The 25,287-nt window shown below is 40.3% G+C and carries 29 protein-coding genes; 2 read left to right on the top strand and 27 right to left on the bottom strand.

The annotated features are described in order from the left end of the window. Nucleotides 1-7: 7 nt before the first annotated feature. From NBH07_RS06580 to NBH07_RS06685, 24 genes are all read right to left on the bottom strand, one after another. The gene (locus NBH07_RS06580) at nt 8-766 is read right to left on the bottom strand and encodes an SDR family NAD(P)-dependent oxidoreductase (protein ID WP_005859181.1); all 759 of its coding nucleotides are present in this window, start codon (nt 764-766) and stop codon (nt 8-10) included. Between the two features lies 1 nt (nt 767). Then, a complete protein-coding gene (locus NBH07_RS06585) occupies nt 768-1,529 on the bottom strand; it encodes an SDR family NAD(P)-dependent oxidoreductase (RefSeq protein WP_005859183.1) in 762 nt (253 codons plus the stop codon). Between the two features lie 2 nt (nt 1,530-1,531). After that, on the bottom strand, nt 1,532-2,572 hold the full coding sequence (locus NBH07_RS06590; protein WP_005859185.1) for a ketoacyl-ACP synthase III: 1,041 nt from the start codon (nt 2,570-2,572) through the stop codon (nt 1,532-1,534). Beyond that, nucleotides 2,559-2,798, bottom strand: coding sequence for a hypothetical protein (locus NBH07_RS06595; RefSeq protein ID WP_005859187.1), 240 nt, complete (start codon nt 2,796-2,798; stop codon nt 2,559-2,561). Before NBH07_RS06595 ends, NBH07_RS06590 begins: the two co-directional genes overlap by 14 nt. Nucleotides 2,799-2,828: 30 nt before the next feature. Next, nucleotides 2,829-3,455 (bottom strand): acetyltransferase, encoded by a 627-nt coding sequence (locus NBH07_RS06600; RefSeq protein WP_005859189.1) that lies wholly within the window; start codon nt 3,453-3,455, stop codon nt 2,829-2,831. 17 nt (nt 3,456-3,472) lie between these two features. Beyond that, nucleotides 3,473-4,450, bottom strand: coding sequence for a glycosyltransferase family 2 protein (locus NBH07_RS06605; protein ID WP_005859191.1), 978 nt, complete (start codon nt 4,448-4,450; stop codon nt 3,473-3,475). Nucleotides 4,451-4,724: 274 nt separating this feature from the next. After that, the gene (locus NBH07_RS06610) at nt 4,725-5,504 is read right to left on the bottom strand and encodes an EpsG family protein (RefSeq protein ID WP_250833488.1); all 780 of its coding nucleotides are present in this window, start codon (nt 5,502-5,504) and stop codon (nt 4,725-4,727) included. Between the two features lie 100 nt (nt 5,505-5,604). Beyond that, nucleotides 5,605-6,609, bottom strand: a complete 1,005-nt coding sequence (locus NBH07_RS06615; protein WP_005859195.1) for a polysaccharide pyruvyl transferase family protein — start codon at nt 6,607-6,609, stop codon at nt 5,605-5,607. A gap of 276 nt (nt 6,610-6,885) precedes the next feature. Then, on the bottom strand, nt 6,886-7,005 hold the full coding sequence (locus NBH07_RS22575; protein WP_122114632.1) for a group II intron maturase-specific domain-containing protein: 120 nt from the start codon (nt 7,003-7,005) through the stop codon (nt 6,886-6,888). Between the two features lie 411 nt (nt 7,006-7,416). Continuing rightward, nucleotides 7,417-8,139, bottom strand: a complete 723-nt coding sequence (locus NBH07_RS06620) for an acyltransferase family protein (protein WP_224202013.1) — start codon at nt 8,137-8,139, stop codon at nt 7,417-7,419. Nucleotides 8,140-8,493: 354 nt separating this feature from the next. Next, a complete protein-coding gene (locus NBH07_RS06625) occupies nt 8,494-9,327 on the bottom strand; it encodes an SDR family NAD(P)-dependent oxidoreductase (protein ID WP_005859202.1) in 834 nt (277 codons plus the stop codon). Between the two features lie 2 nt (nt 9,328-9,329). Then, nucleotides 9,330-10,235 carry a hypothetical protein gene (locus NBH07_RS06630; RefSeq protein WP_005859204.1) on the bottom strand — a complete coding sequence of 302 codons (906 nt, stop codon included), beginning with the start codon at nt 10,233-10,235 and terminating at the stop codon, nt 9,330-9,332. Between the two features lie 29 nt (nt 10,236-10,264). Beyond that, entirely contained in the window at nt 10,265-11,806 is a 1,542-nt protein-coding gene (locus NBH07_RS06635) for an MATE family efflux transporter (protein ID WP_005859206.1), read from the bottom strand. A 41-nt stretch (nt 11,807-11,847) separates the two neighbouring features. After that, nucleotides 11,848-12,081: a hypothetical protein gene (locus NBH07_RS06640; protein ID WP_008779271.1), complete on the bottom strand. Its 234-nt coding sequence runs from the start codon at nt 12,079-12,081 to the stop codon at nt 11,848-11,850. Nucleotides 12,082-12,118: 37 nt separating this feature from the next. Beyond that, nucleotides 12,119-12,925, bottom strand: coding sequence for a GNAT family N-acetyltransferase (locus tag NBH07_RS06645; RefSeq protein ID WP_005859211.1), 807 nt, complete (start codon nt 12,923-12,925; stop codon nt 12,119-12,121). Then, nucleotides 12,918-14,432 (bottom strand): amino acid adenylation domain-containing protein, encoded by a 1,515-nt coding sequence (locus tag NBH07_RS06650; RefSeq protein ID WP_005859213.1) that lies wholly within the window; start codon nt 14,430-14,432, stop codon nt 12,918-12,920. Before NBH07_RS06650 ends, NBH07_RS06645 begins: the two co-directional genes overlap by 8 nt. Nucleotides 14,433-14,473: 41 nt before the next feature. Further along, complete coding sequence (locus NBH07_RS06655) at nt 14,474-15,451, bottom strand: 3-oxoacyl-ACP synthase III family protein (protein WP_005859216.1); 978 nt, start codon at nt 15,449-15,451, stop codon at nt 14,474-14,476. Then, nucleotides 15,448-15,681: an acyl carrier protein gene (locus NBH07_RS06660; protein WP_005859218.1), complete on the bottom strand. Its 234-nt coding sequence runs from the start codon at nt 15,679-15,681 to the stop codon at nt 15,448-15,450. The genes NBH07_RS06655 and NBH07_RS06660 overlap by 4 nt, the downstream gene beginning before the upstream one ends. An 18-nt stretch (nt 15,682-15,699) precedes the next feature. Next, a complete protein-coding gene (locus NBH07_RS06665; RefSeq protein ID WP_005859219.1) occupies nt 15,700-17,517 on the bottom strand; it encodes a Coenzyme F420 hydrogenase/dehydrogenase, beta subunit C-terminal domain in 1,818 nt (605 codons plus the stop codon). Between the two features lie 140 nt (nt 17,518-17,657). Continuing rightward, nucleotides 17,658-17,891 carry a hypothetical protein gene (locus NBH07_RS22580; RefSeq protein ID WP_005859221.1) on the bottom strand — a complete coding sequence of 78 codons (234 nt, stop codon included), beginning with the start codon at nt 17,889-17,891 and terminating at the stop codon, nt 17,658-17,660. Between the two features lie 159 nt (nt 17,892-18,050). Next, nucleotides 18,051-18,275, bottom strand: coding sequence for a DUF8507 family protein (locus tag NBH07_RS06670; protein ID WP_005859223.1), 225 nt, complete (start codon nt 18,273-18,275; stop codon nt 18,051-18,053). Between the two features lie 108 nt (nt 18,276-18,383). Continuing rightward, nucleotides 18,384-20,318 carry a polysaccharide biosynthesis protein gene (locus tag NBH07_RS06675; RefSeq protein ID WP_005859225.1) on the bottom strand — a complete coding sequence of 645 codons (1,935 nt, stop codon included), beginning with the start codon at nt 20,316-20,318 and terminating at the stop codon, nt 18,384-18,386. Next, complete coding sequence (locus tag NBH07_RS06680; RefSeq protein WP_005859228.1) at nt 20,315-20,551, bottom strand: hypothetical protein; 237 nt, start codon at nt 20,549-20,551, stop codon at nt 20,315-20,317. Before NBH07_RS06680 ends, NBH07_RS06675 begins: the two co-directional genes overlap by 4 nt. A 131-nt stretch (nt 20,552-20,682) precedes the next feature. Continuing rightward, entirely contained in the window at nt 20,683-21,114 is a 432-nt protein-coding gene (locus tag NBH07_RS06685) for a hypothetical protein (RefSeq protein ID WP_005859229.1), read from the bottom strand. Nucleotides 21,115-21,247: 133 nt separating this feature from the next. Here NBH07_RS06685 and NBH07_RS06690 point away from each other — a divergent pair, with 133 nt between their 5' ends. Together NBH07_RS06690 and NBH07_RS06695 are read left to right on the top strand one after the other, a co-directional pair. Then, the gene (locus tag NBH07_RS06690; RefSeq protein WP_005859232.1) at nt 21,248-21,736 is read left to right on the top strand and encodes an HU family DNA-binding protein; all 489 of its coding nucleotides are present in this window, start codon (nt 21,248-21,250) and stop codon (nt 21,734-21,736) included. Between the two features lie 172 nt (nt 21,737-21,908). Next, nucleotides 21,909-22,319 carry an N-acetylmuramoyl-L-alanine amidase gene (locus NBH07_RS06695; RefSeq protein ID WP_005859235.1) on the top strand — a complete coding sequence of 137 codons (411 nt, stop codon included), beginning with the start codon at nt 21,909-21,911 and terminating at the stop codon, nt 22,317-22,319. Here the strand turns inward: NBH07_RS06695 and NBH07_RS06700 are convergent. The 3 genes from NBH07_RS06700 to NBH07_RS06710 all read right to left on the bottom strand — a co-directional run bounded on the left by NBH07_RS06700 (nt 22,316) and on the right by NBH07_RS06710 (nt 25,252). Continuing rightward, nucleotides 22,316-22,705 carry a hypothetical protein gene (locus tag NBH07_RS06700; RefSeq protein WP_005859237.1) on the bottom strand — a complete coding sequence of 130 codons (390 nt, stop codon included), beginning with the start codon at nt 22,703-22,705 and terminating at the stop codon, nt 22,316-22,318. The genes NBH07_RS06695 and NBH07_RS06700 overlap by 4 nt on opposite strands. Before the next feature lie 13 nt (nt 22,706-22,718). Further along, nucleotides 22,719-23,816, bottom strand: a complete 1,098-nt coding sequence (locus NBH07_RS06705) for a hypothetical protein (protein ID WP_005859239.1) — start codon at nt 23,814-23,816, stop codon at nt 22,719-22,721. A 503-nt stretch (nt 23,817-24,319) separates the two neighbouring features. Then, a complete protein-coding gene (locus tag NBH07_RS06710; protein ID WP_005859241.1) occupies nt 24,320-25,252 on the bottom strand; it encodes a tyrosine-type recombinase/integrase in 933 nt (310 codons plus the stop codon). Nucleotides 25,253-25,287: the final 35 nt, after the last annotated feature.

Here is a 25,287-nt window from a genome sequence, read left to right on the forward strand (position 1 = left end):
ATTTATTCTAAATGGAAGCGCAACCATCCACGCCCAATATCTGGCCGGAAATATAGGAAGCCCTGTCAGAAGCCAGAAAAGCACAAGCGTTTGCCACATCTTCCGGTGTACCCAAACGTCCCAACGCAATCTTCCGAATACGTGTATCTATTTTCTCACCACTCTCTTCATACAATTCAGAGAATCGTTCCGTCTTCACAATACCCGGCGCTACAGCATTGACTCTAATACCAAGAGGAGCCAATTCCTTTGCGGCCGATTTGGTAAACGCCATAATAGCCCCTTTGGTAGCCGAGTAGGCAGACTGGCCGGGAGACCCCAATACAGCCGTAACAGATGCGATATTCACAATCGATCCACCGCCATTGCGAGCCATCAAACGAGATACCAACTGCACCATTTCTATGACCGCAATCACATTTACCCGGAACATCAGTTCTGTTTCCGGTCGAACAATCATGCCGATTTTCTTATTAAACACCACACCGGCATTATTAACCAGTACATCAATACGACCTTCTCGTTTGAATATCGACATAAAAGCAGACTTGACAGCTGCAGCATCCGTCACATCAAAATACAACGGAATCACACGGGTATCTTGCACTGCCGCACATTGTTTTACCCATACATCCATGCTCCCTTCTTGTCGGTCACAAGCATATACAATAGCACCATCACCAGCAAAACGTTCGGCTATCGATTTTCCGATGCCCTGTGCAGCACCAGTAATGATACATACTTTATTCTCTAAAAATCTTCCCATCTCAACTCAATGTCATTCCTCCATCCAATTTAAGGGATATGCCTGTCACCCAAGCAGATGCATCAGACAATAAATATATAATAGCCCAAGCAACCTCTTCAGGTTTTCCATATCTTTTAAGTGGATATCTTAACTTATCAGCCTCATATTGTTCTAGCGTCAACTGTCCTCTATTCAAAATTCGAGTTTCAACCATTGCAGGATTAACACTATTACATCTAATACCCTTTGTGGCAAGTTCCAAAGCCGATGAGCGCATATATGCATCAATGCCACATTTCGTAATCGAATAAATAGCATTTCCCATAGAAACACGGTAAACACCCGCAACAGAAGAAGTAAAAACAATAGAGGCCTGAGATTGAAATTTCTTTTGCTTCAGAATTTGCTTGATTAATAAGACAGGAGCCATTAAATTAATCTGTTGCATTTCTTCTATTTTTTTAGTAGTAACAAATTGAATTGGAGTTAGTCCCACAATTCCAGCATTACTAACACAACCATTAATTTGCGGAATCTGATTAACTAAATCTTTTATGCCATCCTCCGTAGACAAATCTGCCACGATTTGCATATGTACTTTATTTTTAAAACCCTCCAATTTTGCAAAAGTTTCTTTTAAACGCTCCTCATCTCGTCCTGTTATAATCAACGACGCCCCCATTTTAGCACATTCTATGGCTGTCGCTCTTCCTATCCCTGAAGATGCACCAGTAATAAGAATGACTTTACCTTCTAAAGAAAAAGGATTATACTGATACATATCTACAATTCTATCAAATTTGATAATACAAGATTTTTTGTCGTAAAAGCAACAGTACCCCAAGAAAGCCCTACTCCAAAGCCACAAGCAATCCAATTAGTTTCTTTTTTTTCTACTTTTCCTCTTGTCTGAGTTAATATTGTTAAAGGAATTGATGCTGAAGAAGTATTTCCAAACTCGGTCAAACTATATGGGACTTTATCTGAGTCCAATTGCAATTTCTTTCTAATTTTTTCATTCATCATCAAATTAGCCTGATGCAATATAAAATAATCATAATCAGAGATTTGTTTTCCACTAAATTCAACTATTTTCTTTATAGACTTTGGAGCAACAGAAATCCCAAAAGCGAAAACATCCATTCCTTTCATTCTTGTTTGAAGTCGATGCACTTTCTTTCCATCTACATCTTCCATATCAAACGATTTTAATGTCACAGGATTTCGACTACCACCATCAGGTATAATAATAGCATCATATCCACTGCCGTCAGTTCCAAAATGAAAAGTGAATCTATCACTCTCATTTCCTGTATACTCTAAAGCTGTTACAGTTCCAGCATAACCAAACAAGGGATCAAATTCACAAAGTGCCCTTTTTCTCGCATCACCAACTAACAATAACGCCTTTTTTATACCACCTTGAGATAATATTGCAGCCACAGAGCTCAAACCATATACCCATCCTGAACATCCAAGAGAGATATCTATCGCATAGCATTCTCTACTTAGCCCCAGTCGTTCCTGTAAAATACAAGACGTTGCTGGAAGAATGTAATCAGGATGTTGAGACACAAAAAATAAAGCACCGACATCAGTCTTATTCCATTCCAAATCATTAATCAACTTTTCCGCTGCATTATAGCACAGGTCTGATGCCGTATATTCATTAGAAATATGTGCACTTTTTATACCTGTCTTTTCTGCAAAATTGGAAGAGTCATAATCTGCACTTTTTACACTGTCTTCAACACGTATTACTTGCTTTGGAACACACGCTGAGATGCCTGCAATACGCACTTTAGTGATATCAAATAGTGCCATATTTCCCTTTTACAATATTAAATAGCTCCTCAATCGTCTCTGCTTGACGCATATCATCCCCTTTCAACGTGACATCATATTCTTCATCAACCATCGCAATAATTGAAAGCGCTATTAATGAACTCCATTCATCTAATTCTCTAAATTTAGTAGAAGCAACAAATTCAGTTACATCTGTTTCATCAAATTGTTCTGCAAATTTCACAATAAAATCTTGTATTTCCATGACAAATAAATATTTAATTAATAAATAAAGTCATAAACGTTTTGCAGGATTACCATAGACAGTAGTTCCTGCTTTTACTCTCTTTATAACAAAGCTACAAGCCCCAACATGTGCTTTATCTTCTACAACAACTCCATGATTTATAATAGCCGAAGTGTAAATATCAGTTGCATTACATATTTTAGTTCCTCCCACACATGTTACGTGTGTATCTATTCTATTCCAATCACCAATAATGACATCATGTCCAATCACTGTATGAGATTGAATTAAATTGTAATTTCCTAATACAGAATCCACTCCTATACTTGTAAAAGCCCCAATGACATTTCCTTCACCCATTCTAACATTATGACAAATACGAGCTGTATTATGAATCAATGATATAAAAGTAGCACCTCTATCTATAAGTTGCTCTATACATCTTTTACGAGACTCTCCTCCAATAGAGCAAACAAAAACATCATCATTTTGTGGCACATAATCTGATATTTTTCCTATTATTGGGGGATAATTATCAAAGTAATTAAGCGCATCTAAGTCATCATCAATAAATCCTTTAACAACAAAATCAGTTTCATACCCAAGACAACTTTCTGCCATTCCACAGAGAGTTCTTCCTAATCCACCTGCAGCAATTATTATAAGATTTTTCATTATTATTCAATTTGCATTTACAGAATTTTAAACTTAAACAAGATCCTTAAAAAAAGATATAGCAATTTAGGAGAAGCATATAACAATAAAAAATAATATTTTTCATCACTTCCCCACGAAGTCATTTTTATCCTTTTTTTAATATAATTTCTCACCAAAGAATCCGCATACACACATTCTATTAAACTAACAGATTCACTTAATGATACTTTTTTAACATATTTATTAAACGCAAAACTATTAATTAACAAACAAATAGAATATACAAAACATCTGCTAGAAATTATTTCACGTTTATACTTATAGACTCGTTCATTTATACTATATATTGTATCAACAATTAACGAATCTACCTCCACATTTAGTTTTTTAGTTGCAGAACCTACATGTCGAACATAGTTATAATAAAAACCATCTGTAACATATATTTTGCAAGAATTACACATTGCGTTAATAAAAAAATCAAAAACCTCACCTACTTTAAGATTTTCATTAAACCGAACGTTTTTAATTGTTTCCCTCTTATACAATTTAGGTGTAATTGGCAAACGTTCAACCGTTATTAAAAACTCCTCAATATCATATAATCCAACAGGAATATTATGTAAACATTTTTGTTTGAATCCATTTACTATACTATAAAAATTAAAAATCAGAATATCGACATCATATCTACATGCTAACAAATACATTTCTTCGCACCAACCTCTATCAATAAAATCATCAGGATCCAAAAAATACACATACCTACCGCTGATAATATCAAGAGCATCATTCCTAGCCTTAGATACACCTTCATTAGGCTTATCTATAACAATAACTCTTTTATCTTCTTGTTCAAATTGTTTTATATAATTCCAAGTACTATCAGTTGACCCATCATTTACAAATATGAATTCCACATCATCACATGATTGCGCCCTTAAGCTCTCTATACATTTGGAAATATATTTTTCAGAATTATAACACGGAATAATAACACTTATTTTCTTCATATAGACATAAAATAAAATGGTTCATTTTTTATTGTAGCAATAAATAGTATCAGTAATAATATCATAACTATAAAAAAGACAACAGCATTAACAGTTAATCCTCCTTTTTTATATAAAAAAAACAATAAATACGCTATAATTATTAACTTACATCCCCTAAAATAGCGAAATGGTCTAGCTAACACCAAATTATTAATAAAAAGAGTTTGAAGTACAGTACCAAAAAAATACAAATCATATACTATATTAAATTTCCTTCCACAATAATAGCATTTCATTTTTTATAATATGATACAATAATCAAATCCAATAAAATAAAAACATACATACTTACACCTATTTTCGTAATATCCGCAAATCTTTCAAGCACATCTTCAGTATACATTTCATACCCAGAGAGTGTAGCTAAATAGAATATATCATCATTTATATATGTCAACAAATCAACATTATATATAGCAACATAAGCCACAACAAAAAGTAATAAATATTGGACATTAACACTATTAAAATAGTGATCTTTTTTTAGATATAGAAAATAAAACGGGAATAATATAACAGCAGAATAATGAAAACCAACAGAAATCAACACAAGAGTAAAGAATCCTACAATCCTCTTATCTATAACACAAGTAATAGCACATAAGAATATACAACCTGCAATATCTTGTCGAATACCATTCATCCAATGAATAAAGAATTGACCCATAAAAAGAGATACAATCAAAGCTGGATATAAGAATTTACAGTCTTTCATAAAATAGAAAAGACAAAACACTTGAATGAATGCACAAACCGCAAAAAAAACGATTGGATGTACACCTGCATTACTAAGCGTATCACGAATTAATGCGAACAAAGGTTCATATTCCTTATGAAGAAATGGATTTATATATCCATCTAAATAAGCTAAATGATCTTGACCGACATCGTATCGCATTCCAAATAAAACAGCAAAAGAAAGGAGCATAAGGATTATCTCCCATCTAAAAAACAGATTTTTATGTATAGTTACATGCTCTCTATAAGATGCAATAGAAGCACAGCAAAACATAAAACACATTATAAATGTATAAATAAATACTGAAAGCACGATATCAAATTATAACAGGTTATCCTTAAGAATATTTTCATTTACCGCTACATCCATACCGTCAGCCATTCAACGCCTCTCGCAAAAAATCAAGACTCTTTTCACGCCACTCCTCCAACTTACCAGAATGATATTTTTCTAACAAATCAGCAAAACGAACACCACCTCTTCTCTCATTCACAACACAACGGAAAGGTTTTTCGAAAATAATAGAGAATACTGTTCCATGAAATGAATCCGTAATTACAAAACTAGCATCACGAAAAATAGCGATCCATTCCTCTACTGTCAGCTTGGCCTGTCCATAAGCGGAATAACGAAGGATAGGCAATCCTCTTTTTTTCGCCTCTTCTGTGATTATCAGATCTACTTCCTTTGCGGAATCTAGCACATAAGCAGCAAGATATCTCTTCTTAAAAACAGGAACTTTCATACACAACTCCGCATATGTCTCCTTTCTAACAAGTAACGTGGGATCGAGTACTGCCACAGCATCTATTCCCAAATATCTCTCGCAAAGAGCCACTCCACTTGTCTCTCGCACAGATACGGCATCAAAAAGCTGAGCTAAAGAGGAACAAACGGAGGTTTGTTTTTCTGAATATTCCCAATAGTCTACGCCAAAAGAAGCAGCATAGGCAACCCTTTTTCCCGAAAAATTCCTCGCAAAATGCAAAAACATATCCGACAAACGATTCACATTATATATCGGACGCCACGTTTGATCACTACCTACCAACAATGCTTCTAAACCATATTCTCTAATCATCTCCATCGAATAATTTCTACAAGCAGGAGTCTTGATAATATTTTTACTCACAAATTCCTCAAATAGCGGCATCCTCCTCTCTCTCCATCTCTTAAATCTTCTCCTGCGTGAAGGAATAAACCAAAGAAGCAAGGATTTGATCGTAGAAAGAATAAATCTTCCAATCGAAGGACGAGGAAGGATGTCAATAGTAATCGGCTCATGCCCCAACCGAATCAAGATCTGCTGCAAGGCCCAATTCTGTAAAACTCCGCCATAATTACCTCTAAGAGGTTGTGTCAATATTCCTATTTTCATGATCCATATTTTTATCTTCTTTCTTATTTTAGTTAAAACAGGATAAACAAGTTCTTCTTTCTCAATCTTATCAGGTCAAGTAAGTAGTGGAACTTTCACACTCTCTTCTCACAGAACTGTGCTTGACAGTCTCCCGTCACACAGCTCTTCGTACTTAACTCATTTGTTATATGTTTATAATTCAATCGACACGCTTCATATACAACTTATGTCCACACGTACAATGAACAAGATTGGATTCTTTTGAGCTGTAATAGCAAGCACACGCCTTGCTCTTCAATATACCCCATTACGAAGTCTTTTAAACTTGCACCTAAGCCATCTTATTAGTTTCTCATTCAAGTAATTCATGACTTTCCTAAATTCTGTCTTATTGAATTTAGAATAATAGTTTATCTACTATTGAATTATCAGCCAAGAGGACAATGCGTTTATACTCATACGAACCTCCTTTTCCTTATTTCCATTATCCAATGCTGTTTAGATGATGCCGATAGCACAAGAAGAGGATAGATCCTCTAGCATACGCTCAACTCTTACCTCCACTATTTTATTGCGGGTATCCTTATTCCACTTTTGAAAGAGGTTATAGGGAACCCGATTCCTCTTTCAAAAAACTGAACAGACTATTCATAGGAGAATGACTCTGTTTAATACTGAAAATTAAATTTCCCTGAATTTTCACTACTACATAATTACTATATATTCTGTTCGCAACAATGGTAATAATTTTAAATATAAGCCCTTTTTGAGTACTTACATATTGTATACCAGTAAAACTAGTAGCCAAACAGGATACAGTATTTTCTACCAAGACAATATTCTATAATCCATGCGGTTAAACATATCGTAACGAGCATCGTAATAAAATATAGAATGAACGGACATTCTGGATAATAATACTTTATTAATTAGATCCAAGACTAAACGCAATGGTATCATGTGCCATACGTACAACGACATAGAGTGTTCTCCAAAATATACGAATAATGATATGCGTAATAGTTTCTTGAAAACAAACCACAATATATAAATTCCCGATATGGAGAATACTAAATTCAAAATATAGTACCCATTTACCTGCCCTAACGATACAAACATTAAATACTGTGGATCAAATGTCATAATTAGTACGTAGAGGACACAAGCCAATATAAAATACCAAACCCTAAATATAGAGTATTTCATTGAAGCTTTACGAAACATATATCCCCCATAAAAATAGACAATCCCCAAGCTAACATTCGAACTATTAAAAACACATGGGAGTATTTTACTATCAACAAAAGAATATAGGTAACAAAGCAAAATAAACACAAACAGCCTTTTGCCTGAAAGCCTTCTATTCACTATGAAGAATATAACATTCACTAAAAACAGTGACGAAAGAAACCACAAAGCATCATTTGAATGTAAACATCCTAATGGAAGAACGAATGTGAAAGGCTCAAACCATTTCACCCCCCACACGTTAACATCTATTAATAAATAATCCTTGCAATAAACAAAGGGCAAAGAAACGACAGCCATGTTGTCAGCAGTATGATAAACTTCTTAACCTTACTCCTAATATACTTCATCTCATTCCCATTCTCAGGGCTTTTGAAGAAAAAGCCGCTAAAAAAATAAAAAGAGGACATAAAAAAACTTAGGGCATTAAAATAGAATTCGGATGCGGCACCTTTTGCATCAAAAAAAACCATATATTATAAAAATATGCAGGACGAACATATGCAATAAGCATACACCTTTTACCGAATCAATAGAATAGTCTCTCACCATTGTTCTTGGATTTTAATCATATATAACAACGAATATGAACATTCAAAAACACATTTTTCAATTAATATACTTTACCGGATATCCAATAGCCAATCAGTACGTTCAAATCAAGACACCCCCATCTACAGGGATTATATAGCCAACAATTTGCCTTGCTTCGCCACTAGTGAGAAAGAGAGCGGTTTTAGCTATTTCCTCGGGCATTGTAAAACGTTTACTCGGCTGTCCTTGGAAATAAGCGTTGTCTTCAAAGTTCCTATTATGAGGCAACGCAGGATTGGAGGTCAGGCATGTGCCAGGCGCAATACCATTCACCACGATATCATAAGCAATAAGTTTTCTTGCGATTCCACCTGTCAAGCTATGAGCGCCCCACTTGGCCACGGCATAAGGGTCGAAAAGTCTTTGGTAGCCAGCGATAGAGGTAATGTTGAGTATATTCCCCTTGATTTTATTGTCAATCATATACAGCCCTTCCATTTGGCACATCAAAAACATACTTTTCGTATTGATATCATATGTCCTGTCCAGTACTTCCGCGGTATATGCATTCCACGGTTCATACTTAGACATTCCACCTCCTACATTGTTCACGAATATGTCGATTCTACCCATCATGGAAACGGCTTTATCGAACTTCTGCTTATAAGAGTCAAAATCCAAGGCGTCCCATACCAACGTATGAAGCTTGGCATTACTTTCGGAAAGCTGGAAGTTTGACAGTTTTTCTTTACTTCTTCCAGTCACTATAACCTCAGCACCCTCTGCCAAGTACGCCTTAGCCATAGCTCTGCCCAATCCCTCGCTACCGCCAGAAATAAATACTTTCTTATTGGTATATCTCGCATCAGGATTGGTAAATGTAACAGAGACATATTTTACTCCCCCATGTTTAAGGAATTTCAAGAAATTCACGATGTAAGACTTTATTCCCATAATTACTTATTATCTATTTTATCCATTATGTACTTAGTGAATAGTAGGGCTCCTCTCTTGTTAAGATAATAGCAGTTGCGAAACAAGGATTTGTCATCCGAAAATCCAGGCTCTTCCATACAGTCGAAGTACCATGTCTCCCCCCCGTTGGCTTCTGTAATGAAAGAGTCTATCAGTTGCTCTTTGGCAACAGAGGGAAATTTACGGCACAAAGATCTATGCATAGGTGGTATGACCAGGACCAACCTTAACTTCTCCTCTTTGCAATATTCAATCATATCTTTTAACATTGATATAGTCCTATCATATACCGTTCTATGACTCTCTACGAATTTATCATTCAAGTTATTGATATTAAACTGAATAGTCCATCCCTTTATCCAATTCTCAGCATCACGCTCCAGTTGCCTATCTCCCATTATCACTTCTTTGGGCGGAAGGATACGTGTCTTAATGTCACGGATAAATTCCACCAATGGGTATATAGATATAGGGCTATTTTTATATCCCTTTATTTTACTATTCCGGATATAGTGTCCACCGGGAATCGTTCGATAGTCCAAAAAACTATAGCAACGGTCTTCTATGTAATCCACCGCTCCACTGATCGACGTAAACGGACAAAGCGGATAAAACACAATAGCATTATCCTTTAGAAACTTGCGGTATCGCTTGAGTATCAAAAAGTCGCCTACCATCGTCTGCGGCGCCACAGCCCAGTTCATTCCCTTACATCCCATATCGCTGTAATCGAAATCATATACGCCGGAACTGCTGCCTAGATTCACAACGTCCAATGGCTCCTCTTTCATTTCCCAAAATTTCACGCAATCTTTGAAAAGGACCTCGTTGTACCAATGAGAAGACTTAATGAATGTATTGATTTTGTTCTTTATATAATGTTTCATGAGATCTTCTGTATTAACAAATTCTCTGATCATTGTTTAGTCTTGCTCATCTTAGTCTGAATCCAACTGACTATTTTTTTTCTTTCGGCACGTGTTATTCCTACGTATAAGATAAGGATCATCAATACGACCTCTGTAAGCAAGGATAGAATAATAAACCTCTGCCATCCATCCTCCATCAAATATACGATGGCCGTAGGCACAATTACAGAACAGGCACCAACTAAGACACATGGGAGAACAGCGCCAACTAAAAGTTCACGTATGTTGAAATGTACATAAGAATAGACAATGAAATAAGCATCAATCATAACAGTTATATTAATGATGACGAGAACTATGAACACCGCATAGGCAGGAGCACCCATTTTCAATATGGCATAACTAATAGGCAAGGACAATATCATTATGGTTCCATTGAGCGAATTCCCCAGCTTCATCTTGCCGATAGCGTGAAAGGCCATAATCATGGACGCACGGAAAACCTCGGCAAGACTGAGTAAAAGTATGATCAAAGTGAATACATACGTATCAGGAGGAGTGGCTTTGCCCAGCCATAAGTTTAATATGAACCTCAACTCAAAACAGATGGGCAAGATTAATGCCAACATCAAGAAGAACGAATAACGTGCGGACTTAAACGTAAGCGAGTACATCCTCTCATAATTGTGTTCGGCAAAACTTTTAATTACCTGCGGCCTCGTGGCCATAAGAAAATTAATCACAAAATGGTTGACAGCCGTTTGGATTTGATAAGCCACCGCACGTGCCGCATTGACCATGGGACCGAAAAATAAGTTGAGAAGGATATTAATACCTTGCCCTTGGCTTATTGATGCCAATCCGCCAAACATCTCCCACCCTGAATAAGCCAGCTGCCTTTTATATAAAGTCTTATCCGTAATCCATCTGAAACGGCACTCCTGATAACGCCGATACGTATAAAACCTATAAAAAAACTGAATCAAAAAAGTATTCAGCATTAACAACAAAGCATAAAACACCAAGTCATCCATGGGAGATAAGGAAAGGAGGTAAGCGATAGCTAATCGCGAAAACGCATCATATAAGCCCACATAGGCATAAATAGACATATTTTCATGGGCTATCAGTGAAGCATTGTAAGGTACTTGGGTGAAGTTAACCATCACCGTAACAATAGAAAACTGATAGACCCACCACGCAGCTGATAGTCGTTCCACCGGTATAACCATTTTCTCGTAAAAGAACCAGAGGCCTATAGTCTCAGCCAACAGCAAGACAATAAAAGCCACAGCCATATGCAAATTCAATGAAACCGAGAAAGTTCTCTTCAGCATCTCTGCGTCCTTCATTCCCAATTCGTAAGCCAGAAAACGACTGGTTGATGAAGACAGGGCACCGTTAAGCACTCCTATTACGGCCACAATTCCACCTACCGCATTATAAATACCGTAATCCTCTACACCAAGCGTTTGAAGTATCACACGGGAAGTAAATATGCTTACCCCCATGACAAGTAACATACGCACATATAGAAAAAGTGTATTTTTTGCTATACGCTTATTTGTTGAAGATACTTCCTGACTCATTTCAGACTGCCCCTTTTATTTAAATCGCATTCACACGATTATCATTCGTTCACCCCGTTCTTCTGCAGCAGCCTCACAATACTATCTAGGCTGTCAAAATTTTCGGGAATGATGTCAATACCATCAATGACGATATCGTATTCGGTGTCGAGAGTATCGACCAGCGTCACTATATCGAAGGAATCAAGCATACCTTCCTCTATAAAGTTTACAGGCTCGCTGAAATCGAACTCGGGGCGTAACTCACTCAAAATCGAAATAATTTTCTCTCTCATAATCTTTTTCTCCTTTAATCTTGGCAATTATATACCTTTATTTATTTCTAATTAATACATAATCATAAAGTCTCTCTACTTCAAAGCCGTAATGACGGTAACGTTTAATGGCATTTTCGTTACTAGCTATCACCCAAAAGAGTTGACGCTTGGTGGCGTGGCCAGCTCGCATAAATTCATTGAACAATCGGGAACCAATCTTTAAATCCCGGTATTCGGGCAAGACAAACCAATAACGCAGATATAAGGTCTGCCCGTTCAGTTCAAAGATGATAAAACCGTAAACCTTTCCTTTTTCCTTATATACGAGCACACCCTTTCGGGATATGAAGTCCAGTATTTCCTCGTAACAAGGCAGCTGTTCAGACAAGGGGTCAAAGTTGGTATGGAGCATATCCTGTACCACACATGCATCAGCCTCTTCAGCGAGACATACATTGGGGACATCGCTCACTTTATACTCCAAGGCTCCGAGGCGACTCATACGGTAGAGCTGTTCATACACACTGAAGCCTTGCTCCACAAACACATCTTTCAGACTCGCAATCTTTCCATCACCCACTATGTCAACGACCAGTTGCTCAGACAATATAGGTAAAACAGCCTTCAATCCCCCGACCAGTTGTTGCAAGGTAGTGGTAAGAAAAAACAGGTTGTTGACCGAATCGGTTAAATGGAGCAGAAAATAACCGTCAGGGAAAGAAACGTAAAACAACTCTCCTTTCTCTATCCATATGGAGTGCTTCTTCCTATCCAAGAAGAAATTGGACAGATAGCCCTTACGCAAAGAACGAATATCGCTCACAAAGCCATTAATCTTATCAAGTGAATCTATCTTATCCATTGACTTGGTTATTATAGAACAGGCGGTCAATCTTACCGTTCGTATTACGCTGTAACTCTCTGATATGATGATACACAGTGGGCTGCATATAACGAGGAATGCTAGCAGAGATAACCTTGCGGAAAGTTGCCATATCAAGTTCCTCTGTAGCCTGATAGAACATCACAATCTTCTTGTTTGCAAAGTCATAAACGACGCAACAGCTATCCACCATGTGACTACCAAGAATTGCAGTCTCTATCTCGCCGAGTTCGATACGATAACCATTGTGCTTAATTTGAGAATCTACACGACCCACATACATAATTTCTCCATACTCATTCTCATAAACGACATCACCCGTACAATAGATTGTCTCCGGATAATAATTATGTAGAGGATTCTGTATAAAGGCTGAAGCAGTCTTTTGGGGACTGTTATAATAACCAAGAGCAAGCGAAGAACCTCGTACACAGAGTTCTCCTTGTTCACCCTTTGCCGCCCGACGTTTGCGATCAACGAGAATCAACACGTCACTGTTGCGACACGGGAAACCTATAGGCAGAGGTTCACTATCAGAAAACTCTCGTTTCACTTCATAGAAGGTACAGTCAACAGTAATTTCCGTAGGTCCATAAAGGTTAGCATAACGGCAGTTGGGGAGGTGCTTACGCCAGTAATTAAGGTGCTTATTTGGCATTACTTCACCAGCAAAGAACACATCCTTCATGTATATAGGCTTTTTTGTTTCGAAAATATTGAGATTGGCTACATTGATGAGCACAAAAGGAACCCAAAACACGAACGTAATTTTCTCCTCATTGAGATAGTCAACCAACTTGGCAGGGAATGCGAAATTACTTTCTGGAATAATATTAAGCGTCGCACCAGTGGAATACATAAGGTAAATATCAAGTGTTGAGTTGTCAAAATAGAAAGGGGCTTGATTACCAATTACTGCATCACTCATAAAGTGAAACGTATCTTTCGCCCAATCGATATAGTCAATTACACCACGATGCGAGACAACCACACCCTTGGGAATTCCCGTTGAACCACTGGTAAAAATGCTGTAAGCAGGATCAGTATCAATCTGATGAGTGAACTGTGAAAAAGCATTTTCTATATTTATATCACCCTCAATTATATCTTCAGCCACAAGAATCTGTACATGGGTAAAATCCCTAAGGGTTTCAATATGAGAACGATCAGTTATGAGCACTTTAGATTCAAGAGTCTTGATAATACTGCTGACACGAGAAACGGGAGACTTTGTATCAAGAGGCACATAAAAGTTTCCACTCATATTAATACCTGCAAAAGACTCAATCATCTTGCCCCCTTTCGGAATGTAAACACCAATTGGGTTATTTAACCCGATATTCATATTCACGAGAGCAGCCGAAATCTTTTGCGCATTTCTCCACAAATCACCAAATGTGATAGACATTTCCGAATCTTTAACAGCTATTTTCGCAGGAAAGCGACTAACAGTAGACTGGAGATATTCAATAACAGATTTTTGCATATCTAATAAATATTTTTCGATTCTTACGAGTAATGGATCGGTCACTGTTTATTCAGCGGTTCATAGAAATGAGTTTTGGAAAGATCTAGAGCAACACTTCCACACGTAAGGCCAGCGCCATAGGAACAAAAAACGGCATGCCTCGGACGGTTTGCCTTGTTCAATCCATAAAGATCACATAACAAATTGGGGATAGTGGAGCTACTTGAGTTACCAAAGTCCTTCATGTTCACTGGAAATTTCTCTTGGCTTGACTTCAATGCCATTCTAACATTCTTAATAATCAACTGACTGGATTGATGCAACGCATATATATCCACATCAGAATCCTCCCATTTCATCAAATCCATCACAGTGCGGATGCTTTTAGGACCGTTCACTATACTAAATGAGAAAACCCCCATTCCATCTTGGCATATATATCCACCATGGGGCATCATGATCCGATCGTATCTCGCACCATCTGAACAGAGATGGAAAGCCATGCCAGTTGTTCCTTTTGAAATCAGTGAAGCAGTACCTATATCGCTCGCATCAATACTACCAACAGCTTTAGGGTCAAGACAATTCTTCAGCATATCACCTCCAAGAACTAAAACGTTCTGACACAATCCACTATGTATCCACATAGCTGCTTGCATCAAACCATAGATATAACCGGTACAACCATAATTAATATCCAAGCAAACGGTTTCATTCTTCAATCCTAATTTATGCTGAAGATAGACAGAAGTATCAGGGAGCGCCCAATCACGAGTTACAGTCAATACAACCAAGCCGTCTATGCTCTCTCTGTCGATGTTATCCTTACTGATTAGATATTCAGCAGCGTTGAAGCATAAATCGGATGATTTCTGATTCGCATCGGTTCTGTAAACCCATTCAACTCCTGTCGTACGGATAACATCTCTTGTCTCTTTTTCACCATATTGCTCGGCGAAAGAAGATAAGGAAATCTTATTACTCGGTAGCCAGCTTGCAATACTGCGGATAGAGACATCTGGTATGATTGTTTTCATGCCTTTCTTTCTTTTACGATATTGAAAAGATCTTCAATTGTATCGGCATTACGCACGTCTTGGGTGTCCAGCTCCACACCATATTCTTGATAGACCATCGCTACGACACTAAGACTTGTCAGCGATGACCAACTATCCAGTTCATGAAAATCCAAATCAGCTTCAAAAATAGCAGGATCTTCCTCTTCGAATTGGGAAACAAATTTGCCAATAAAATCTTTTAATTCCATATATCAAGTATTTTTTATCTAAGCCTTCCAAAGAATATTTTTTTCCACCACCACGGCAGGATCACCTTTCACTATACTGAAAGCAGATATGTGACCGGAAACCACCGAACGAGCAGAGATTATGGCACCTGGTTCGATTACCGCCCCAGGCATCACCGTACAGCTTTCCGTTAACCATACATGTTCTTTGATGGTGACGGGAGAAGAGGTTTTATATCCGCGAATAGATATAAAGTGTTCCCCGTTGTTATCGCGGATAGTGACATTACGTCCACATCCGGTATACCGTCCGATAGAAATATGGTCAGCGCATATGATCGTCAAGCCAATATTCGCACCTAAACCACCTCCTATTTCCAAAGTAGCGTTCCTGAACACCTCAATGTCGGCACCATACGCAACACTATAAGGTTCATATTTAATCTCCATCCTCCCTCCGTTCTCAATCAAGAGCCTGCTGTCCAGGCGAGATCCTTTGATACGCTTACTTCCAAAATGGAAGGGCGCATTCAGTATCAGCTGGGCTTTGGATCCCATGACTATAGTACAGTACTTATTTATGATGAAGAATTTTCCTTCCAAAACATTTCCTTTTACTTGTCCGCAAAAGAAGTTATATCGAAAGTTTTTTGTCCATGTACCAAGACTCCATCCTGAGGCTTTTTTTACGCTAAATAAGAAACGGGCTACGTTCTTAAGCTTTTCCTTGACGCTAAACCCCTTCTTCCCAAAATGGGGCAGGTACTTCTTGATGCAGGCATCCAGTGATTCATTGAGGGTAGCATAGAACGCATCCCTGTCGTGACTAGAATGGCACAAAGGCTTCATTAAAAGGCGATTTCCTACTATGGCCTTGTCTAGAGGGAAGTCCTGCTTTTTCAGAGTTTTAATATTCTGTATCAAGTCAGCGCCTTTTTTGCTATGCACAAAGACTACGGACGTTCCCAAATCATTGTCAAGCTCTTTAGGTATATACTTTTTATCAGCCCATAAATCACCAATGGTAATGTCTGTAGCTCTAGGGAAACCCTTGAAGGGGCATTCAAAACAACTCGGCCGACATACCTCAGGAACGATATAATTCAGAATACGCCACGGATTGTTCTCCAACGTTTGATATTCGACATCTCTATTTTCAAAGAGAATTTTAAAAGTATGCTTACGCCATCCCAACTCCTTGTTTTTAGCTTTAAAATAGACAACCTTTGAATGATGCTTGTTTTCCAGATATTCTATGTACTTCCGGAAAAGCAATGGCGAGGCTATACCCCTACAGATATAATCCACCAAAATCAAGTTGTCATAAGTTTTGTGCAGGAAGCCGCGCAGGGCTGCCATCTGACATGGGCCTCCACAAACAAGCACGGGCTTGCCAGTCTTCAAGGCTTCACGAACAGCGATATAAAATCCATCGAAACGGCTCTGAAGATATTTGCTAGAGCGCAAACGAGGCAAGTCGGTCTTATCTGCTGAAAGGAACTGAGACACAGACCAGTCTTCATTATAGACCGCACCACCCACGTAGCCGCCTTGCTTGTAAACGTATTCGGCAAGGGCTGTGAACGCTCCACCAGAAGTGCTGTCGAAACGTACCTCGATATTCTTATGTATGGCGGCATAGCAAACAGGAATCTCAAAATCATTTTTCTTTAGCTCCTCAGAGTGCAAATTGGGGCAGACCTTTTCACAAAGACCACAATCTGTACATTTATTTTTATCAACTTCCGGATACCAAAATCCCTCTATATCGGTCTTGAAAGTAATAGCCTTATGGGTACATACATCACCACAAGCATTGCAGCCACAGCATTTACTTTTATCTGTAATTTGAATCATTTATAATATAATTTATATCGAACGTAAACAGTCATTTTAAACCTGCAAAAACCTAAAATGAAATATTTTTAATTTTATTTCACAACAAAGGGGTTATATGTAACTATTCAGCAATAGCAAAGACATGGTACATTGTCATCCTATAACGACAAGATGGTATTGATTGCCTTAAGTTGTGATTGTTCGTTCTTCCAGACAGTGTCGGCGACAAAATGACGATCCTCCGTCATAATAAACTTTGCATTTGCGATAACAGCATAATTCAAGAATTTATTGTCATTCGGATCTGATTTTATCAAATTAAACTTATAATAAGGAGTAAGGAAGCTGATATATAGATTGTTCAAAATAACATCTAAGGTTAGTTTAGTCATCTCTTTTCCCGTCAGTTGCTCTAATATTTCTTCATTTTCATTAAGGATCTTTCAGATGCACATAATTCATTTGCGTCATCTAAGAACGACTGCCATATTCAATGATATCGGTTTCTACTCGGAAGACTTTGAATCAAACTATTCGTATCCAATACGATTTTACTCATCGTTCAAATCTGTACGAAGGTGTATTGTCCTCAGCTCGTCAAGCTTCTCCTGATTGAAACCTCTCGAATCCCATAACTCATCCAAACGTTTGTCCAATTTTTGCGAGAAATATTTCGTCGAAACCGCTTTCATCTCTAATAGCTTTTCCTCCGAGCCATCAAAAGCAAAAAACTTCAACAGATGTTGTTGCACGGGATTAAATACTGTCGCTTCCATATTCTTTTGTTTATTCATCCAAAATAGATGCTTGCATATCAAATTGATTGTATGAAAATATAGTCAATTCCTTTTACCACAAACATTTCTCCTTGAAATATTCCCTCCTCAATCCAACTCCTCAAACCGAGAATTCTGGCTCTTGAACTCAGGCACGAATGCTTTCATCTCCCTCACCATCGGGAGGATCTGGACACGAAGGGATAATTCGATTAATACATGGATATGTGTTATCACATCCTTATAGTCATACTCACGAACCGCCGCCACCCGAATTTTCTCGTGAGGGGTCTCTTTCGTGTTCTCCTTGTTGTTCAATAGCTCCTCATATAGTTTCTCACCGGGACGAAGGCCAGTGTACTTGATCTCGATATCCTTGTTTACCTGCAATCCGGACAGTTCAATCATACGCTTCGCCAAATCCGCTATCTTCACCGGCTCACCCATATCGAAGATAAAGATCTCACCACCCTTGCCCATTGTACCGGCCTCTAATACCAGACGGCAAGCCTCCGGGATGGTCATGAAGTAACGGATGATATCGGGATGGGTGACCGTCACGGGACCTCCTTGAGCGATTTGTTCACGGAAACGGGGGATAACCGAACCGTTGCTACCCAATACGTTTCCAAAGCGGGTCGTAATGAAACGCGTCTCGCCTTTCACCTCTCCTCGCTCGATCGCAAGGCTCAGACTCTGTACATAGATTTCGGCCAAGCGCTTGCTACAGCCCATGATGTTCGTGGGGTTCACCGCCTTATCCGTACTGATCATCACAAATTTCTCCACACCATAGCTTACAGCGGCATCCGCCATCACACGAGTACCGAACACGTTTGTTCGAATCGCCTCGCAGGGGTTCTCCTCCATTAAAGGGACATGCTTGTAGGCCGCCGCATGGAACACTACTTGGGGATGCCAGTTGCGGAACACATAATCCACACGGTCCGGGCTACGGACATCGCCGATCACCGGGACAAAGTTTAGTCCCTTGTATTTCTCTTCCAATTCCAGACGGAGATTATGCATCGGGGTCTCAGCGGAGTCGAAGCAAACCAACTTCTTAATCGGGAAATGAGCCAGCTGGCGACAGATCTCGCTACCGATACTGCCGGCGGCTCCCGTGACAAGCACGGTCTTCCCTTCCAACAGATTGCCGATTTCGTCCAGATTAATATGGATCTCCTCACGACCCAACAAATCCTCGATACGGATCTCACGGACCGAACGCTTCGCCTCACCTCCACGTAGCTCCTCCATCTCCGGAACTACCAACGTCTTCAATGAGGCCTGCTCGCAATAACGGATCAAACGGTCACGCTCCTGATGGGCAACCTTTATATTCGGGAAGAGAACGCCATCCAAGCTGTTGCGAGGGATCAAGCGATACAGATCCTCCACGTTCTCGATCTGGTAGACCGGTAACTCTGCAATCCGGATGCTTTTCTTGGAATTGCCAAAGGAAAGGAAGCCCATGATGCTATAATTCTGCATGAATACCTGACGGTTCGCCGAGGTAGCGATCATCACGCTCTCCTCCTCCGTGCCAAAGACCAGTACCCGCTTGCGTTTCTTGCCTAGTTGCAGGAGGACGCTGTTATAGACATTAATCACGAAGACACGCAACGTAACCAACATCACGATCGTCAACGTACTGTCCATAATTCCACCCAACCAATAGATAGGAGGGCTGAAACGGGCTTTCAACAGCCAAAGCAGCAGGAACATCAAGAGCGACTTGCCGATCGCAGCACCACCGATCCGCCACAAGCCACGCAGCGTGGAATGGCGAATAACCCCATGATATGCTTTGAACAGCAAGAACGAAACGATACTGGCCACAAATGAGGAGAGGCCCACTTTCAGCACATCAGACTCTCCAATACGTATATGCAGAATGGAGAACATTCCTAGTACGCCCAGCAACGATACGGAAAGCGAGACGAAAAGGTCCGCACTAAAAATGATCCAACGGTTGATATACCGCAAATTCACCAGACGGCCTAAGGCCAATCGCCATCTGCCCTTATGAAAATCCATCATTTGTATTTTGTTTGTTTTATATTCAATGCCCTAACTTTTCCCAACGGCGGCGCCTGTGACTCGTGGCGTCCCGAAGCGGCGGGCGTAATACAGCTTTCCGTCCGCAAGATCGTACCATCACCTTGGTGGATGATTTGGATCGCATGGGTTGCATTGGGCACGATCTGCACATTGCAACCGTAGATATGGAAGACGAAACGTGCTTGTTCCGCCCGCTCATGGTTTTCTGTCATATCGTAATTTTTTCAGTAAGGTTATCACTTTTCGTTTCCCTTGGAAAACGAGGTATATATGAATTGCCCTATGAAGTATATATCAATTGCCTAACGCAGTATATATCCTCGGGCATATGCAGTATATCTTCTCAAAAACGGCCAGTTGAGCGGTGTCTGAGACGACTGCTCCACGCATCGTTGATACGGGCACGGATGTTGCTGACGCTTTTACCCTTCGTGATTCGGGGGGTGATGGGTAGAAAGAGGCGGATGAAACGCTCTTTGACCATCTCCTCGGGGGTTATTTTCAGCTCGTTCTCTTGCATGACCAGAATGACTTGGGCCAACTCGGTAACCGTCCGGCACTCGACGATCTGCGCAAGATAGCGTTCCAGATCCTCTTCTTTATTTATATAGGCACGAAAACGGATCGTTTCAGGCATGAGACCGGATCTACCGTCCCCCTCTTCTAGGGAGGTCTCCCCGCAATATTCCCCCACATAGAAGTTCTGGATGGCTTCCGTAGCGTTGGGGAGTATCTGGTTATTGCCGCCGTGTATGGTAATCGTTATATCAGACATAAGGTATATATGAATCGTTTGTCAATGAAAAGTAAACAGTTTGTCAACGGTTATCAACGGATTTGATTTCGCTATCCGGGGGTTGTACTTTCGCATTGTCAACAATAAGTTTAATCTTTTAAAAAAAAGAAGTATGATTAATTATTCAACTTACATGTGGAAAAGTCCACTGGATGAGACCGCAAAGGAACAGGCGTACGCCAAGAACCAAGTGACGAAAGTGATGAGTTTCGATGATTTCGTGAAGCACATCTCAGATCACAACGGTGTTTTCACACGCGGCACGGTAAAAGGCGTGGTAAGCGACACCTGCTCATGTCTAGTGGAACAATTGCTGAACGGCTACAAGGTACAATTCGGCGAACTAGGAATCTTTAGTATCTCCATCACCTGCGAGCCGGCCGCTACACTCAAGGACTTCTCCAGCGATAATATCAAGGCGGTGAACATTCTATTCAATCCGGGTATAGACTTCGAGAACCTACGTTCTAAGGCAGAATTCAACCTAGTAACCAGCCGTGCGATCCAAGCCGCCTCGCTGAAGGCGGTAAAAGAGAATAAAGACACGGTGGACTTGGCTGCATTGAAGAAAGGAGACTCAGAATCTCCTGATGAGATCTAAATCCTACCATTGAGAAATACGGCTCTTAAACCATGAAGCTTATTTTATTCATTTATTTAAAGACTACAAGTATGAAAAAAACAAATTGGAAGAGCGTCTTGCTCTACATCATCCGTATTGTCGAACTGGTCATCACCGGTGCTGCCGGTGGAGCCGCTAGCGGTTGGATCGGATGAGAACCATCACGCTGATTATCGTGCATTGCTCTGCCAATAGGCAGGGCAGCACTTTACGGATGATGGACATCGACCATCTGCATCGCTCTCTCGGCTGGAAAGGCTGCGGATATCACTTCGTTATCCCGACCGATGGTACGATCGAGATCGGTAAGCCCCTTGAACAAGTGGGCGCTCATTGTAAGAACCACAATCGGTACAGTATCGGGGTTTGCTATATCGGAGGACTCGCCAACGATGGAAAGACTCCCATGGATACCCGAACGGAAGCCCAACGAGAAGCCCTACAGGGTTTGTTTCGTGAATTGCATCAGCGATTCCCCAAAGCCCTAATCGTGGGACATCAAGACTTGGACCCGTCGAAATCCTGTCCCTGTTTTAATGTCGTGAACGAGTTTTCCGATTAGTTTAACGCAGGGAGTCCCTTCACCTCCCTCGAATGCCACGCTTGGTAGGCGGGAGCGGAGAGTTCAGGTACAGTCAATAACTTGTAATCCGCCCCGTTCTGCTTAGCTATATGTTTTCGTTCATACAAACGAAGGGAACGATCCGTTACGGAAACCATGACAACCGGAAAAGGATAAGCGTACAGGCGCATCGGCGTGATCTCACTATCCGGAAAGGCACGACGCAATTGATAAGCGGAACGTTCGAACGCGACCCAATAAGATCCCGTACAATATAAATGGATCGAGGTCTGATTCGCACACTCACGATTCATGATCTCTCTCAAATGCCCTTTCAGCAATAGCATCAAACGGATACCGGAGGGAGTTTCGCTTTCCTTTCTCATGACAGTCTACTATTTAATGTTTTAGCCAAATATCGTAATCGTGTAAACGCTGTATCAACAAGGCCTTGCTTCTCTTAGGCGAAGGGTCATCCCGCCAGGGATCTACCAGCTCATGCGCCATACGGTAATACAGGTTGCTATTCGTGCAGCCGTAAAGCGTGACGAGCAGCAAGGCACGAGAATTCACTGCCTTAACCAATGGAAGCATATTGCGTAGGGTGGAATACAAGCGTTCAAACTCCTCTTCCTGATCCAACAGCTTATAGGCCGGAAGGAGTAATGAGTAAACCTTGCAACGCATCACGTCGGTCTCCACACGAAGGGAAGCATAGCCCTTCAGCACCTCACGAACCAAAAGTTCGTCTTCCTTTCCCAATTTGCCCGAGAGATAATAACGCCCCAACGCCTTGTGCATACCTTCCGATAAACGATCGTTATCCAAATGGGTATAAACATGCTTGCCTTTCGTATTCAACTCGATCAGCTCATACTCGCCTTGCCTTACCTCAAATAGAGGAACCCACATACAGTCAAGGATACGTACCATGACATCCTTATGACCTCCACCCGGTTGCACCACCACCTCAGCCTCCATCCCCATGAAAGAACCCGAGGTGATACGTACACGGTCACCTTTCAGCAAGCGACCGCTATCCGGTACGTACACCGGAAGCTCATTGGAATAAGATTCAGCCATCCAGCGTAAGGTCTCCATCTCATGATCTGACAGGTAAGGAAAATAAGAGTGTTCGCCCACGGATACCCGAGGAAGAAGATTATATAAGGGCATGATACGTTTCAAACGGAAAATCTCATTCTCCGAAGCATGGATAAACACATAGTTGTATAAAAGAGGCTTCCTCGTATTGACCATCTTGCCTCCCACCTTGCGAGCCTCGACATACGAGGGGGCAAAGTACTCGAACAAGGGTTCCCCACAACGTTTACGACGGGAAAGCTCGGCATCTAATCCTTTTGACGAATAGATATTATCACGTCCCCCAACAGCGGTAGGAAGCGTCAGTACGTACCAACGTACAGCCTCCTGGCTACGGCGATTGCGTATATGCACCATAGCTCTATCAGAGCTATTACTTGTCACGATATTCATTGAGGAAGATAATTCAGAGCCTTATCAAGATATTCTTGTAATACCCTGATAAATAAATACTTATGTGAAAACAAAAAAGGAATTACTGAAAATTTGCATCCCTTCAATACTCATGCTACTTGGCGAGTAGCGTTCATTTCATGCCGCAAATGTAGTAAAAAATAACATAACACAAGCAAACATTAGGCTTTGTTTGTGTTTCAACCTTAATTCTCTTTAAATCTTCGTTCTTATTTCTGATGTATAGACATGGCAATAGAAACGAAATGGCCTCGTTATTCCCGAAATCATCACGTTATCCGAAGTAAATTCCATATAACATCATGTAGAGATGGAGCGTGCTCCGTCTCCCACCGCCTGATAGTAACTAAAATACCATTGTAAGGGGATGAAACGGGACACGCTCCGTCTCTACAACTAAGGAATATCCTTTCACTCCTCTTGTTAAGGCTACTCGCCAAGTAGCAGTCAGTTTGGCTACTCGCCAAGTAGCGTACTTTTCTTCACCCTACTTTCGGCGCATAATTATACACACTCTCGAAACAAAGTTTGTTTACGGTTGAGAGTTTTTCTAAAGAGAAACTCTTCAAGTATATTTGCGTAGTCTTGATAGATTTATGCCCTAACAGTTCACTGATCATCTCAATCGGTACGTTTTGCTCCTTCAAGGTCGTGGCGAAAGAGTGACGAATCGTGTATGAGGTAACCCGAGTATGAATGCCAATGGATTCCGACAGTATTTTCAATCTGCGGTTAAAACCTCCTAATACGGTATTATATTCCTTGTAGGCATCCTCACCGGTCTTCATTCCCTCTAAAAAAGGAAACAGATAGGGCGAATCCTCGGTTGTATCGGCTGCCAACTCATTCAGCAGCCCTTGTGCCTCCGCTGGGATCTCCACCTGTATAAGGGATCCGCTTTTCTGCCGATAATAAGACAAGATCCCTTCCTTGATATCCTCCTTTCGCAAATGCGCCAAATCTACGAAAGCCATCCCGCAAAACAAAAACATCAGGCAAAAGGCTGATTGGGTCCTCTTCTGTTGTGGATCTGTCACCGGGCTTGTCATCAGCAAGCGTAAGCTTTCCGAAGGCAACGCCTTTTTACGTTTACTCTCAACCCCCGTAAACACATGCTTAAACAAATGAGGAATATAGGCAGCCTCACCCACCTCTACCGCTAAATTATAGATGTGACGAATCCGGCGCATATAAGTAGATACCGTGTTACGAGCACATCCCTTGGCCAACAGCCAAGATTGATAACGCAAAAGTGTATCCCGATTAATATACGCATAAGGAATCTCTTCCCGGCCACAAAAACATTTAAACGACCTCAACGCATCTTGATAACTCTTCGCCGTGGAATAACGCTTTTTCTCACGCAGGCAGGTGATATACGTAAGTACACCCACCACAAAATCATTCTCATTCATACTTTATCTCCTTAAGAATTAATACATAAAAAAAT

Source organism: Parabacteroides sp. B2-S-102 (genome assembly GCF_023656665.1).
GTDB classification, from domain to species: Bacteria; Bacteroidota; Bacteroidia; order Bacteroidales; family Tannerellaceae; genus Parabacteroides; species Parabacteroides distasonis.

Coding starts and splice junctions, on each gene's coding strand:
- NBH07_RS06580 (WP_005859181.1), bottom strand. CDS start 766: ATGGGAAGATTTTTAGAGAATAAAGTATGTATCATTACTGGTGCTGCA.
- NBH07_RS06585 (WP_005859183.1), bottom strand. CDS start 1,529: ATGTATCAGTATAATCCTTTTTCTTTAGAAGGTAAAGTCATTCTTATT.
- NBH07_RS06590 (WP_005859185.1), bottom strand. CDS start 2,572: ATGGCACTATTTGATATCACTAAAGTGCGTATTGCAGGCATCTCAGCG.
- NBH07_RS06595 (WP_005859187.1), bottom strand. CDS start 2,798: ATGGAAATACAAGATTTTATTGTGAAATTTGCAGAACAATTTGATGAA.
- NBH07_RS06600 (WP_005859189.1), bottom strand. CDS start 3,455: ATGAAAAATCTTATAATAATTGCTGCAGGTGGATTAGGAAGAACTCTC.
- NBH07_RS06605 (WP_005859191.1), bottom strand. CDS start 4,450: ATGAAGAAAATAAGTGTTATTATTCCGTGTTATAATTCTGAAAAATAT.
- NBH07_RS06610 (WP_250833488.1), bottom strand. CDS start 5,504: ATGTTTTGCTGTGCTTCTATTGCATCTTATAGAGAGCATGTAACTATA.
- NBH07_RS06615 (WP_005859195.1), bottom strand. CDS start 6,609: ATGAAAATAGGAATATTGACACAACCTCTTAGAGGTAATTATGGCGGA.
- NBH07_RS06620 (WP_224202013.1), bottom strand. CDS start 8,139: ATGGCTGTCGTTTCTTTGCCCTTTGTTTATTGCAAGGATTATTTATTA.
- NBH07_RS06625 (WP_005859202.1), bottom strand. CDS start 9,327: ATGGGAATAAAGTCTTACATCGTGAATTTCTTGAAATTCCTTAAACAT.
- NBH07_RS06630 (WP_005859204.1), bottom strand. CDS start 10,235: ATGAAACATTATATAAAGAACAAAATCAATACATTCATTAAGTCTTCT.
- NBH07_RS06635 (WP_005859206.1), bottom strand. CDS start 11,806: ATGAGTCAGGAAGTATCTTCAACAAATAAGCGTATAGCAAAAAATACA.
- NBH07_RS06640 (WP_008779271.1), bottom strand. CDS start 12,081: ATGAGAGAGAAAATTATTTCGATTTTGAGTGAGTTACGCCCCGAGTTC.
- NBH07_RS06645 (WP_005859211.1), bottom strand. CDS start 12,925: ATGGATAAGATAGATTCACTTGATAAGATTAATGGCTTTGTGAGCGAT.
- NBH07_RS06650 (WP_005859213.1), bottom strand. CDS start 14,432: ATGCAAAAATCTGTTATTGAATATCTCCAGTCTACTGTTAGTCGCTTT.
- NBH07_RS06655 (WP_005859216.1), bottom strand. CDS start 15,451: ATGAAAACAATCATACCAGATGTCTCTATCCGCAGTATTGCAAGCTGG.
- NBH07_RS06660 (WP_005859218.1), bottom strand. CDS start 15,681: ATGGAATTAAAAGATTTTATTGGCAAATTTGTTTCCCAATTCGAAGAG.
- NBH07_RS06665 (WP_005859219.1), bottom strand. CDS start 17,517: ATGATTCAAATTACAGATAAAAGTAAATGCTGTGGCTGCAATGCTTGT.
- NBH07_RS22580 (WP_005859221.1), bottom strand. CDS start 17,891: ATGACTAAACTAACCTTAGATGTTATTTTGAACAATCTATATATCAGC.
- NBH07_RS06670 (WP_005859223.1), bottom strand. CDS start 18,275: ATGGAAGCGACAGTATTTAATCCCGTGCAACAACATCTGTTGAAGTTT.
- NBH07_RS06675 (WP_005859225.1), bottom strand. CDS start 20,318: ATGATGGATTTTCATAAGGGCAGATGGCGATTGGCCTTAGGCCGTCTG.
- NBH07_RS06680 (WP_005859228.1), bottom strand. CDS start 20,551: ATGACAGAAAACCATGAGCGGGCGGAACAAGCACGTTTCGTCTTCCAT.
- NBH07_RS06685 (WP_005859229.1), bottom strand. CDS start 21,114: ATGTCTGATATAACGATTACCATACACGGCGGCAATAACCAGATACTC.
- NBH07_RS06690 (WP_005859232.1), top strand. CDS start 21,248: ATGATTAATTATTCAACTTACATGTGGAAAAGTCCACTGGATGAGACC.
- NBH07_RS06695 (WP_005859235.1), top strand. CDS start 21,909: ATGAGAACCATCACGCTGATTATCGTGCATTGCTCTGCCAATAGGCAG.
- NBH07_RS06700 (WP_005859237.1), bottom strand. CDS start 22,705: ATGAGAAAGGAAAGCGAAACTCCCTCCGGTATCCGTTTGATGCTATTG.
- NBH07_RS06705 (WP_005859239.1), bottom strand. CDS start 23,816: ATGAATATCGTGACAAGTAATAGCTCTGATAGAGCTATGGTGCATATA.
- NBH07_RS06710 (WP_005859241.1), bottom strand. CDS start 25,252: ATGAATGAGAATGATTTTGTGGTGGGTGTACTTACGTATATCACCTGC.